This is a genomic window from Belnapia sp., assembly GCF_059504005.1.
The window spans coordinates 1-11,121 of the sequence record NZ_JCACHU010000014.1 but is presented as its reverse complement, the minus strand read 5'-3'; the positions used below and the strand labels follow the sequence as shown (position 1 = coordinate 11,121).

Sequence of the window (11,121 nt, the reverse complement as noted above, 5' to 3'; positions counted from 1 at the left end):
CCGGATCGCACATCCCAATCGGATAGGGAATCCTCTGTCTCGGTCAGAACACTAGCCGATTGATCGAACGTGGCTGGAACCGCCGAGGGCGGTTCGACTGTGGGTACGATCATCGAGGCCCGGGTGCGGTTGCCCATCCGGCACCGCTCAAGGCGGAAGCCGGTCGTCATGCCAGCGCTGGACGGCGGTGAGGCCGCGCTCCCGGCACGGGTCAACCCAGCGCTGGTGAAGGTGCTGGCGCGAGCCTTCCGCTTCAGTGTCTGCTCGACGAGGGGCGCTACACTTCAATCAGCGAAATGGCGGCCGCGGAGAGAATCGAGCGGGGGTATCTCGCGACGCTTCTCCGCCTCACGCTGCTGGCGCCGGAGATCGTGAAGGCGATCCTCGATGGCCAAGCCTCGTCTCTCCTCAGGCTACCACAGCTGCTAAAACCGCTTCCGCTGAGCTGGGTGGAGCAGCGATCCGTGATCACTCGCTGAGGAAAGGCTTAAGGCGGCTGTCATTGGGTGACCTGCCGTGACCGAACCTGGTCGATAACGGACCGGCGGCTTCCAGGTGTCGGGTGCGAATCGCCGATATCGTTTCATTCATCTGGAGAGGCCGCACCGACCATTTGGGCGCCGTGGCAGGTTCGTTTCTTATTGCGTGCCGGAGCGAGCGAGCGTCGCCGCTTGCTGAAGCGAGATGTCCTTCACAAGAGGGTCGGCATGACGATGGGCCAGCCGCCAATCCAAACCCTCGCGGCGATAGACGAGGGTGACGCGCAACGGCCAGTCCTGAGCCGGCAGGCCGCCGACTTCTCCATGACCGTGCTCGATGATCGCGAGCACTACCAAGTCCGCGCTGCCATAGGCCTGCACGAGCTCCTGCCGCAGCGTGCCGTTCCGGAAGAACCGACCGATCTCCCCCCAGCGTTCCGCGGTGTAGGGGCCGCGTGAGGGTGTGCCGCCGAACGGCGACATCAGCGTGAAATCGTCGGAGAGCGTGATCCGGCTCAGATAGGTTTCGACGTCGCCGCGGAGCAGCGCGCCGTTCGCCTCCTCAGATCGCCGGAGGAGTTCGGCCAACGCTTGGCTGGTGGTGCCGGAAGCATCGAGTGCAACGTGAGCGCCCGTCGCGGGCGCCGTGAAGCCGGCTGCGCACGCGACCGCGAGCACTGAACGTCGGCGGTGTGACATGGGGGTACTCTCCTTTTCCATCCTAGGGTGGAACTTCGCCGCCTCAGGCTGGAAATCGAATGGCCGTTCCAGGACGCTGAAGCCAGTGATATGAATTCAGAGATATGCTGAATGAGATCGACCTCTCCCGGACGGACCTCAACCTCCTCGTCCTGTTCGAGGCCGTGCTGCAGGAGCGACATGTCGGCCGGGCTGCAGACCGGCTGAGCCTGTCGCCGTCAGCGGTCAGCCATGGTCTCAGCCGGCTGCGCCGTCTCCTGAACGACCCACTTTTCATTCGGACACCCAAGGGCGTCGTTCCCACCGAACGGGCAACCGAGCTGTCCGGGCCGATCGCCGAGGTCCTGGCACGGGTCAGGGGCATACTTGCGACCGCCGAGCCGTTCGACCCCGCCACGTCCAGGCGCCGCTTCACGATCGGGGCGCCCGATGGCGTTTCGGCGGTGTTGCTACCCGCCCTGCTGGCTGAACTGGCTGATCGCGCGCCTGGCATCGACATCAGCCTCCGTCAGCTGCTGCCCTTGCCGGGAGAGACATCACTGGAGCGGGCTTGGCGAGGTGCCTTCACCGATCTGGAGGCTCGCGCGATGGACATCGCCATCATCCCCTCCAGCGAGGTCCCAGCACGCTTCCACCGAACGACATTGTACGAAGAGACCTTCGTTGTGGCCGCGCGAGCGGGACATCCCTTCCTTGAAGCTCCGACTCTCGACCGTTATTGCGCGATGCGGCATCTGGTGGTCTCCCTTTCTGGCGACCCTTACGGCTTCGTCGACGAGGCTCTGGCGCAGCAAGGCCGTACGAGGCACCTTGCGCTGACCGTTCCCAATTTCATGTTCGCGCTTGCCGTGCTTGCCGAGACGGACCTGATCTCCGCACTGCCTCGGCGGTTCGCAGAGAGGCATGCCGCGCGTTTCGGAGTTGCCATCGTGAGCGCTCCCCTGCCGCTAGGCAGCTTTCGGCTCCAAGCAGTCTCGCCCAGCGCTGCAATGGCCGATGCGGGCCTGACATGGGTCTTCGGCGTACTCACGAGAACGAAGTGACTGACCTTGGCGAGGAATGCCTCCTGAGTTGGCTCTCCATGAACTCTCAGTGACACGATGTCCGCTTACAGGAAACCGGGCGGGCTCATCCGATGATCGCCATAGGCACATAGCTGCCGATGCCAATTGTCGGGCGGTAACGTCAAGTAGCCTATTCACCCACGTAAATTAGTCTTGGGCAAGAAGATGACCCTTGGGTCAATTTGACCGGCAATTAGCTGTGGAATCCGATGGCGGCGTGGCCGCGGCGAAAACGCCAGCTGAAGTTGAGCATCGCTGATGAGGTCGAGACTTCTAGCCAGCATCAGGTCTTGGTCATGCGTGCCATGATCCCGGCGAGAACTGTACCGAGCGATCGGGGCGTCCGCTCAGGAAAGGTATCGCCCGGCTCCCATCCCGGGCCAGCGAGGCGAAGATAAGAGATGCGGTGCCTTAAACGGGCAACGGCATCGCGCATTGCCTCGAACGGGTCGCAATCGATGTCAGGTGGCGAGTTGTAGTGCTCACCCTGCGGATCGAAGGAATCGTAGAGATCGGCTTCCTCAGGGCTATTCCTGGCCTGGTACTCGGTGCGCAGCGCCGGGTGACAGGAAACCGCACCGACGTGTTCGATGACGCGGGTAGCATAGGACTGGATTGCATCACCAAATTCGTGAAGAGCATGCATGGCTTCGACACGCGCTGCCAGGACCTGATGCACCTGATGCGGGCGGAAGTTGATCTCCGCGCCACTGAAGCGGAGGAAATCTAGTCCTGTTGTCCGGCGGATTGCCCGTTCCCGAGCCAGATCTTCCTGCACCCGCCCTGCATGGAATTCGAGGCTGTCGCATTCAACTAGGAACGCATGAGCTGCCCGACCGTGCCAGTGTGATCGGCCGAGGCGCGACCGGGTCATGACCAGCACGTCGGCCCGAAGCGATCCCAAGGCTGCCTGAGGAACAACTAACAAGGGATGGCGCGTGAAAAGCTCGTCGTCTCCTTGGGCAGCGTTAAGCGCCTCGGCAACCAGCTGAGGAGGAAGGAACCCGGCCTTGGTGCCGCAGCCCGGCCCATCCTCAAGGATGGCAAGCATCCGGCGCTCAATGGGGGACGCTTCGGGATAGTCCCTTTCAATCTGGGGGCGGGTCAGAACTGTGGTGTTCAAAGTGGGCTTCCGGGGGTGTATCCGATTTTCATCTTATCAGCGCCAGCCCCATGTGGATCATAGGGATGCTTGTGGATATTGGGGGCAAGTGTCGGAGATCCCAGCTGCAACTTAACGGCATTCATCACCAAAAAAGTGGATCGAAGGCCACACGTTTGGTCGCTCCGGGACGGGGTGAGCCTCGTTTGTGCAACCACAGTCGGCCCAGAGGCGTGCCCTTACGTCTCGGTCGCCACCGCACGCTGCCAAGCCACGCCGGCTTCCTCCATGAGCAGACGGCCTGCCGTCTCGGTATCAGCCCACACCCAGCGAGCGACACACCTGAGCGCGCGGCTGTGGCGACGCATTGGCCTCGGCGTGCACGCAGAAGAGAAGCTTCGTCGGACGATCGGCTAGGCGCTCTGGCAAGTCGGTCACTCCGCGTGGGAAACCGTTGTAGCCGGTCACCCGAATCCAGTGGTCGTCGTCGGCCACGACGCAGCCGGCCTTGGTCGCGCGGTGTTTCGACCACTCGGCGATGTGGATCGCCAGTGCCAAGAACCGGGTGTCCCAACATCGTAGTCAGGAACCCACGTCACTGGTCAGCAACTATCTAATCTGTAGCGAAGCAGTAGAACAACCCTGCCCCGCCAGTTGCACGCAACGCCTCAAGGCTGCAGCCGCGCGAGGCATGCGAGGCGTTCCAAGACCGCGAGGCATCGTCGTCCCGCAGACCCTCGCGGTCGTGGTGACCAACGAAGGCCGAGCCCTCGCTACCGCTGGTCCAGTTGCGGCAGGTGCGGTCCTCAGCGCCGCCGAATGCCGTGCCGTCTGGCTGCGAGCCGGTGAGGATGTCATGGGTGTTGGGTTGCTGGCGGCGCCCGTTCACAGACTCGCCGCGCTCGTTTAGCGCAGTTTGCAGGGTCAGGTTGTTCTGTCCGTGCAATTGCTGCACGTCACTTGCGACTACCTCGCCCTTGGCATTGCGCCAGGGTCCGCGGCCAACGCGGTCGCGCGCATTCACCGCCCCGGCGCCCTGCGTGCTGAGATAGGCGCGCCAGTTGCGGCTGCCCGCACCGGCTGCCTGAGCCAAGCGCTGGCAATAGGCATCGGCCCCGGCCAGGCCACCCAGGTCGCCGCCCTGGCCGGGATTAGCGCTCGTGACGAAGAAGCTCATGTTCGCCGAGCCAGCCTGTTGCGCCCGCCCCTGTGTTGGTACGAGAAGCAGCGCAGAAACGAACAAACCAGTCACCATCATGCACTGCATGGGCATCCTCCCTTTGCTTGTCCGGCGCGAGCCGGAGGAGGGAGCATAAGCCTCTCAAGGACCACCCAGCTATGATTTAGTAACGGTCCCATGGGCTAGGTGGGCGGTTGGTGGACAGCAAAATGGTCGCGCCGGTACGCTTTCGTGGCGGCTCCGGTTGGCAGTTACGTAAACGTTGCGGCGTCCGCACGGCACATGTGACTGGACAAGCTGCCACGCTGCGAGGCCAGCAAGGCTGCGGCTCAGCCTGGCCCGGGCGGCTGGCGCCGCAGGCGTTTCACCCGATGTTTCTGGTAGACGGCGATCTCGCGCGCCAGGGGCAGGCGTGGATCGAACCGCAGGTGGGTAATCGAGGTGTAGACCACGTTGCCGGTTGCTGTGGCGACGTCGAGCCCGCAGACAATCCCGCCCTCGTCACCGGCATAGTGGAGGGTGATGATCGAACAGGCCGCGGGGATCTTCGTCGCGGTCTCCGGGGTGCGCAGCGTGGCGGCGAGTTCCGGCGTCATGCGGGCGGGCACCGGCAGTGCCGCTTGCAACCGGGTGAGCAGCCGTTCCGCCTGCTCAGGATTGTCGATCATGCGGCCGCGGCGATCGGGAGGTCGGCGTCAGGGCGCCAGTTCCACGGCAGGAGTGCTTCCAACTCGGTGGCCTTGGTTCGCCCGGAGACGATGCGCTCCAGCACGTCGGTGAGCCATGCTTGCGGGTCGACGCCGTTCAACTTGGCGGTCTGGATGAGCGTCATGGCCATCGCCCAGTGACGCGCCCCGCCGTCGCTTCCGGCGAACAGCGCATTCTTGCGCCCGAGGGCCACGGGCCTGATGGCACGCTCGACTACGTTCGAGTCCATCTCGACCCGGCCGTCCTCAAGGAACACCGCGAGGCCCGGCCAATGCCGCAAGGCGTAGCGGATGGCCTTGGTGAGGTCCGAGGCGGCGGAGACGCGGCCCTGATGGGCCTGCAGCCAGGCATGCAGGGCCTCGACAACTGGTCGACTGCGTTCCTGTCGGACCTGTTGCCGATGTTCGGCGGGATGGCCACGGATCTGGCCCTCGATCGCGTAGAGCGCCTGGATCTGCGTCAGCACCTCGGCCGCGAGCGGCGATTGGGTGGAGGCGTGGAACTCGTAGAAGTACCGTCGCATGTGGGCCCAGCAGAACGCCAGGACGACCGAGGCGTCGGCGCGGTCGCCTGCCAACCGCTTGAACCCGGGGTAGCCATCGACCTGCAGCACGCCGCGGAATGCCGCCAGATGCCCGGCGGGGCGCAGGCCCTTGCGATCTTCGGTATAGACATAAGCCGCCACTGGGTGACCTGGGCCGCACCATGGCCGGTCATCGACCGCGTAGCACCAGAGCCGCCCAGTCTTGGTCTGGCCACAGCCGGGGTCGAGGACCGGCAGTGTCGTGTCGTCGGCGAACAGCTTGGCCGCGGACAGTGCCGTGCCAACCAGCAGGTCATAGAGCGGGGTCAGCCACCAGCAGGCCCGGCCGACCCAGGTGCTGAGCGTCGAGCGGTCGAGCGTCACACCCTGCCGCGCCAGCATCTGTGCCTGGCGGTACAGCGGCAGGCTGTCGCAGAACTTGCTCACCAGCACATGTACGATCAGCGCCTCGGTCGCCATGCCGCCGTCGATCGGCCGCGCCGGCGCGGGTGCCACCACCACCGCGCTCTCGCAGGCCCGGCAGGCGTAGCGCGGGCGGCGGGTGACCCGGACCCGCAGCTGAGCGGGTATGATGTCGAGCTGCTCGGTGCGGAGCTCGCCGATGGCATGCAGCGTGCCGCCGCAGCAGGGACAGTCACGCCGCTCGACATCGACCAGCACCTCGTAGCGCGGCAGATGCTCCGGCAAGGCGCCGAGGTTGCGCCGGGGCGGTGCCTGGCGACGACGGCCCTGCTGGGCGTCGGCCGCCTCCTGCCCGGCCTGGTGCTCGGCGACGCTCTGCTCGAGATCCTCGAGCCCGAGCTGCAGCTGGTCCGGGCTGAGCTGCTCCGACCGGCGACCGAACTGCTGCCGCAACAGGCGCCGGATCAGCAGCCGCAGCTTGTCGTTCTCGGCATGCAGGGCACCGTGCTGGTGCACCACATCCCGCAGCATCTGCTGCAGGATGACGGGATCACCGGGCAGCGTGTCGAGGTCGATCTGCACGCCTGGATGATGCCAAAGGCCATCGCGTCGGGCCTACCGTTTCCCACCAAATCGCAGCGCTGTTACCCCGCCAGTTCCGGCCTGCGGCGCGCCACCGGGGCACGCCACTCGCAGCCATCGAGCAGCGCCGCCAGCTGCGCCGTGAACAAGGCGATGCATCCCGTCGTCGTGGTCGTCGGCCAAGGGAATTGGCCTTGTTCCAGCCGCTTGGTCAGCAGGCATAGGCCAACCCCATCGTGCCAGAGCAGCTTGATCAGCCCGGCCCGGCGACCGCGAAAGGCGTACACCGCCCCGCTGAATGGATCCTCCGCCAGGCCCTGCTGCACCAGCATCGCCAGGCCCGTCATGCCCTTGCGCATGTCGGTGACGCCGCAGGCCAGCCAGATCCGCAATCCGGCAGGCGGCGCGATCATTGCCGCCCCAACGCCGCCAGCACGCGGCGCAGCGCCGCCTCCTCCACCGCCGCCCCCACCCGCACCGTCACGCCGTCCGGCAGCACGATTTCGATCCGGGCGGCGGTGTCGTCGGGGAGCACCGCCGAGGATGCCGCCTGCGGGGTCGGCCCCTCCGCAACCGTGCCTTCGCCGTCAGGCAACGCAGCGACCGGCACGACGCTCGGCGGAACAGGCAGCGCCTTGAGCTGCCCCTCCACCATCCGCCGACGCCAGGTGTAGAGCAGGCCGCTGCCGATGCCATGCCGCCGTGCCACAGCACTCGGCGAACCGCCCGGCTCCAAGCTCTCCATGACGATGCCGCGTTTCTGCTCCGGCGTCCAAATCCGCCGCCGCTCGCCGCGGGTAATCACCTCAATCGGCGCCTCGCGCACGCTCACACGATTGGTCGTAGGAGCGTCCTCAACCTCGGCGGCCCGCGGTCGCAGCGTCTTGTCCATCCCGCCGTTGCATCACAGCGACGCTCCGTGCCGCAATGTGCCGTCGCCGCGACGCTTACGCAGTTACTGTGACCGCCGGTGGACCACCTTCAGCACTGACAACGACACCCACACCCTGAGCCAGCACTCAGCTTGCCCGTCTCACCGGAGGTATAGTCTTCAGCCTGTGCAAGCGCGGGAATGCCGTCCGCCATCACGACCGGCAGGCGATAGACATGCTGAAAGACGTGCCTTTGCTCCGCCCGAAAGTCGGTACCCATCCGGCCAAGGCCACGGGTGGCCGAGGACGGGTGGCGGGCGGCGCATATCGCTTTTGATCGAGACGGAGTGCCCTGAGGGTTCCGGTTCGGCGAGGGCTGCGGATCAGGTCGCTGACTTGCGCTTTGTAGCTGGCTTGCGTGACCACGCCTTGGCGAGCGCCTCGACGGCCTTGGCATGGTCATCGAAGTCAATGGCTTTGGGGTTGAACGGTGCGCCGGCCCACTGGATCATCTCAGCATGGCTCTCGTGCTTCGGGTCGGCGATGGCCTCCAGGAACTCAGCATAGCCCGGAGGGCCGCCGACATCCTCAGGCGGGCAGCGCCCTGTAGCATCGATCAGGAGCGGGTAGATCAGGCCGGGTATGGGATCCGTAAGGCGCTCGAGCTTAACGGTGTGTTCCCAGCTGTCGCCGAAGTCATAGAGGTACTTCAGCGTTTTCGCGCCGGTGTCCTCGAGGACGTCGGTGAGGCGCGTCTTGCGGGCGTCGAGCGGGCCGTCTGCCCAGTCCGGGTCGGGCACGCCCCAGCCCACGCCACGAGCTCGGATCTCGTAGAGATGGCTGTTGGTCCAACCCATGGCGGCCTGCAGCACCAGGTGCAGGCGATCGAGCCGGATGGTTAGCGGAACTTCGACGCGGCGCACCACGGCTGGCTTGACGTCATCGAGCGTGATCTTGAGCCGGGCGATGCTGGTGCTGGTCATGCCGCCACTTTCCCCTCCCGCGCTTGGGCCCAGTTCCAGGGCAGTAGCTCGTGCAGGCGCGAGGCCGGGTGGTCGGCGATGCGGGCCAGGACGTTGGCCAACCAGGCGCGCGGATCGACGTCGTTCAGCTTGGCGGTGTAGATGAGTGAGACCATCGCCGCGGTCCTGTCGCCTCCTCGGTCGCTACCAGCGAACAGCCATGACTTTCTTCCAGGAGCAATTCCGCGCAGCGCTCGTTCGGCAGCATTATTCGTGAGGCAGATCCGGCCATCGTCGAGGAACCGGGCGAAGCTCTCCCAGCGCGTCAGCATGTAGTCCATCGCCTTGGCGACCGGGTTGTGGCGGGACAGCTTGCCGCGGCTATCGCGCATCCAGCCCTCGAGCTCGGTGACCAGCGGCGCGATGTGCTGCCGACGGACGGCCAGCCGCGCCTCGGCGGGCAGCCCGTCGATGGCACGCTCGGCGTCAAAGATGGCGTCGATCCGGCGCACCGCCTCGATGGCGAGGGGGGCCCGCGACAACTCCGCCAGCTCGAACAGCTTGCGCCTGCCATGCGCCCAGCATGCGGCCTCAGTGTTCGGTCCCGGTTGTCGGTCCGCCTCGTAGAGCGCGTTGTACCCGGCATAGGCATCGGCCTGCAGGATGCCGGCATAGCCGGCCAGATGCCGGTTCGGGTGCTCGGCGGTTCGGTCCCGCGAGGTGCGGAACATCGCCGCCGGGGGTGCCGGCCCGGCAAAGGGCCGATCATCGCGGACATAGGTCCAGACCCGGCCGGTGATGGTCTTGCCCCGGGCCAGCACGGGGACGGTGGTGTCGTCGCCGTGCAACCGCTCGGCGGCCTGCACATGGGCGTCGATCAAGGCCACCAGCGGCGCCAGGTTGGCGGTGCAGGCGCCGACCCAGTCGGCGATGGTGGAGACGCTGAGCTCGATACCCTGCAGGGCATAGGTCTCGCTCTGGCGGTTCAGCGGCAGGTGCTGGCCAAACTTGGCCTCCAAGATCATGGCCAGCAGGTTCGGCCCGGCTCGGCCGCGGGCGATGGCATGGAACGGTGCCGGCGGCTGGGTGACGGTCTCGCAAGCACGGCACGAGAACCGCTCGCGGACGGTCTGGATGACTTTCCACCGGATCGGCTCGACCTCGAGCGTCTCGGTGGTGTCCTCGCCCAGCTTGGACAGTTTGCCGCCGCAGCAGGGGCAGGCGGTCGGTGCCGGCAGCACGACCCGCTCGCGCGGCAGGTGGGCCGGCAGGGGCGCGCGCACCGGCTGGCCGCGGGGCGGGCTGTCGGCGCGACGGGGGCGGCCCTGCTTGTCGGCGGCGTTCTCCGCCCTCGCGGCGTCCTCGCTAGCGGCCGCCACCAGCTCACCGAGCTCGAGCTCCAGCTGATCGATCAGCTTGCGACCGCGCTCGGAGGAGGCGCCGTACTTGTCACGCTTGAGCCGGGCAATCAGCAGCTTGAGATGGGCCACCATCGCCTCGGCGCCGGAGGCACGCGCCTCGGCCTCTCGCCACGCCAGCTGCTCGGCCGCAAGCGCGGCACGCAGCGCGGCGATGTCGTCGGGCGGGTTGTCCGGCGCGGCTGTCACGCTGGCGATGGAATCACAGCTGCTGCAAAGCAGGTAGCGCCGATACCACTGCGCCGTACACTATCCCGCCAGCTCCGGCCGATAGGTCCGTACTGGGTTTCTCCAGTCGATTCCGTCGAGCATATAAGCGAGCTGCGCGCCCGATATCTGCAGGCAGCCGTCGGCTGGCGAGGGCCAGATGAAGCGTCCTTTCTCCAACCTCTTGGCGTAAAGCGACATGCCAATTCCCTCGTGCCCCGATGAAGCGTATCACAATCACCATGGACGGGCGTGGCTTTATCCATCGCATCTGCGCCGACGAGGACGTCGAGGTATATATCGTCTGCCCCGACGTACCATCTGACCGCGTTTATCGCTGGAGTTCGCTGAAGGTGGGACCGGAGCAGGTCGACGAGGAGATCGGTGGCTGGCCGGTTGGAGATCGAGACCAAAAACCAGTACGCCATTGAGTGCCGCGATCCGGCACGGTGCAGGCGGCCACTATCACGGTCCGGGTGCCCCTAAAATCCGGTACCGGCCTGGGCGGAAGACGGTGGTGACGCTGGTGCGGGACGGCAGTAACGAGGCCCTCCCGCGCGGGCCCACCCAGCCTTGGTGAAGGCGCTGACCTGCGCTTTCCGCTACCAGCGTCTCCTGGACGAGGGGCGCTACGCCTCCATCAGCGAGATGGCGGCGGCGGAGCGGATCGAGCGGGGGACCTGGGAACCGTGTTGCGACTGACGCTGCTGGCGCCGGACCTCGTCGAGGCACACCTGGATGGGAGGCAGCTGGAGGGGATGGCATTGCCGCGGCTCATACAACCCGCCCGGTGGAGTGCGAGGGGCAGCCCGGCCATGATCGTCCCGATGCCGCCGGGTAGAATGCCTATTGATGCGGCCCTCATTGTCTTGACTATGCAGCATAGCGAAACTGCGGGTGCC

The 11,121-nt window shown here is 66.1% G+C and carries 13 protein-coding genes and 1 pseudogene; 3 read left to right on the top strand and 11 right to left on the bottom strand.

The genetic code is table 11. The features are described from left to right. Nucleotides 1-638: 638 nt before the first annotated feature. Nucleotides 639-1,178 carry a YybH family protein gene (locus AC5JJ1_RS02335; RefSeq protein WP_495783505.1) on the bottom strand — a complete coding sequence of 180 codons (540 nt, stop codon included), beginning with the start codon at nucleotides 1,176-1,178 and terminating at the stop codon, nucleotides 639-641. A gap of 104 nt (nucleotides 1,179-1,282) precedes the next feature. On the opposite strand from AC5JJ1_RS02335, the gene AC5JJ1_RS02330 reads away from it, so the two are divergent. Next, the gene (locus tag AC5JJ1_RS02330; protein WP_495783504.1) at nucleotides 1,283-2,221 is read left to right on the top strand and encodes a LysR family transcriptional regulator; all 939 of its coding nucleotides are present in this window, start codon (nucleotides 1,283-1,285) and stop codon (nucleotides 2,219-2,221) included. A gap of 304 nt (nucleotides 2,222-2,525) precedes the next feature. On the opposite strand, the gene AC5JJ1_RS02325 is transcribed toward AC5JJ1_RS02330, so the two are convergent. The 10 genes and pseudogenes from AC5JJ1_RS02325 to tnpB (AC5JJ1_RS02280) all read right to left on the bottom strand — a co-directional run bounded on the left by AC5JJ1_RS02325 (nucleotide 2,526) and on the right by tnpB (AC5JJ1_RS02280) (nucleotide 10,426). Next, nucleotides 2,526-3,293, bottom strand: coding sequence for a hypothetical protein (locus AC5JJ1_RS02325; RefSeq protein WP_495783503.1), 768 nt, complete (start codon nucleotides 3,291-3,293; stop codon nucleotides 2,526-2,528). A 366-nt stretch (nucleotides 3,294-3,659) separates the two neighbouring features. Then, a pseudogene (locus AC5JJ1_RS02320) lies at nucleotides 3,660-3,905 on the bottom strand (cytidine/deoxycytidylate deaminase family protein); the annotation flags it as partial. Between the two features lie 52 nt (nucleotides 3,906-3,957). Then, nucleotides 3,958-4,611 carry a hypothetical protein gene (locus tag AC5JJ1_RS02315; RefSeq protein WP_495783502.1) on the bottom strand — a complete coding sequence of 218 codons (654 nt, stop codon included), beginning with the start codon at nucleotides 4,609-4,611 and terminating at the stop codon, nucleotides 3,958-3,960. Nucleotides 4,612-4,853: 242 nt separating this feature from the next. Beyond that, complete coding sequence (locus AC5JJ1_RS02310) at nucleotides 4,854-5,192, bottom strand: hypothetical protein (RefSeq protein WP_495783501.1); 339 nt, start codon at nucleotides 5,190-5,192, stop codon at nucleotides 4,854-4,856. Continuing rightward, nucleotides 5,189-6,709, bottom strand: a complete 1,521-nt coding sequence (gene tnpC / locus AC5JJ1_RS02305) for an IS66 family transposase (protein WP_495783507.1) — start codon at nucleotides 6,707-6,709, stop codon at nucleotides 5,189-5,191. Before tnpC (AC5JJ1_RS02305) ends, AC5JJ1_RS02310 begins: the two co-directional genes overlap by 4 nt. A gap of 113 nt (nucleotides 6,710-6,822) precedes the next feature. Next, nucleotides 6,823-7,173, bottom strand: coding sequence for an IS66 family insertion sequence element accessory protein TnpB (tnpB, locus tag AC5JJ1_RS02300; RefSeq protein ID WP_495783500.1), 351 nt, complete (start codon nucleotides 7,171-7,173; stop codon nucleotides 6,823-6,825). Next, nucleotides 7,170-7,652 carry an IS66-like element accessory protein TnpA gene (gene tnpA / locus AC5JJ1_RS02295; protein WP_495783499.1) on the bottom strand — a complete coding sequence of 161 codons (483 nt, stop codon included), beginning with the start codon at nucleotides 7,650-7,652 and terminating at the stop codon, nucleotides 7,170-7,172. The genes tnpB (AC5JJ1_RS02300) and tnpA overlap by 4 nt, the downstream gene beginning before the upstream one ends. 363 nt (nucleotides 7,653-8,015) lie before the next feature. Then, nucleotides 8,016-8,615 carry a plasmid pRiA4b ORF-3 family protein gene (locus AC5JJ1_RS02290; protein ID WP_495783498.1) on the bottom strand — a complete coding sequence of 200 codons (600 nt, stop codon included), beginning with the start codon at nucleotides 8,613-8,615 and terminating at the stop codon, nucleotides 8,016-8,018. Beyond that, nucleotides 8,612-10,201 (bottom strand): IS66 family transposase, encoded by a 1,590-nt coding sequence (gene tnpC / locus AC5JJ1_RS02285; protein WP_495783497.1) that lies wholly within the window; start codon nucleotides 10,199-10,201, stop codon nucleotides 8,612-8,614. The genes AC5JJ1_RS02290 and tnpC (AC5JJ1_RS02285) overlap by 4 nt, the downstream gene beginning before the upstream one ends. A gap of 60 nt (nucleotides 10,202-10,261) precedes the next feature. Next, nucleotides 10,262-10,426, bottom strand: a complete 165-nt coding sequence (gene tnpB, locus AC5JJ1_RS02280; RefSeq protein WP_495783506.1) for an IS66 family insertion sequence element accessory protein TnpB — start codon at nucleotides 10,424-10,426, stop codon at nucleotides 10,262-10,264. Between the two features lie 14 nt (nucleotides 10,427-10,440). Between tnpB (AC5JJ1_RS02280) and AC5JJ1_RS02275 the strand changes: the two genes are divergently transcribed. Together AC5JJ1_RS02275 and AC5JJ1_RS02270 are read left to right on the top strand one after the other, a co-directional pair. Further along, nucleotides 10,441-10,650, top strand: a complete 210-nt coding sequence (locus tag AC5JJ1_RS02275; RefSeq protein ID WP_495783496.1) for a hypothetical protein — start codon at nucleotides 10,441-10,443, stop codon at nucleotides 10,648-10,650. A 145-nt stretch (nucleotides 10,651-10,795) separates the two neighbouring features. Further along, entirely contained in the window at nucleotides 10,796-10,921 is a 126-nt protein-coding gene (locus AC5JJ1_RS02270) for a hypothetical protein (RefSeq protein ID WP_495783495.1), read from the top strand. Nucleotides 10,922-11,121 lie beyond the last annotated feature (200 nt).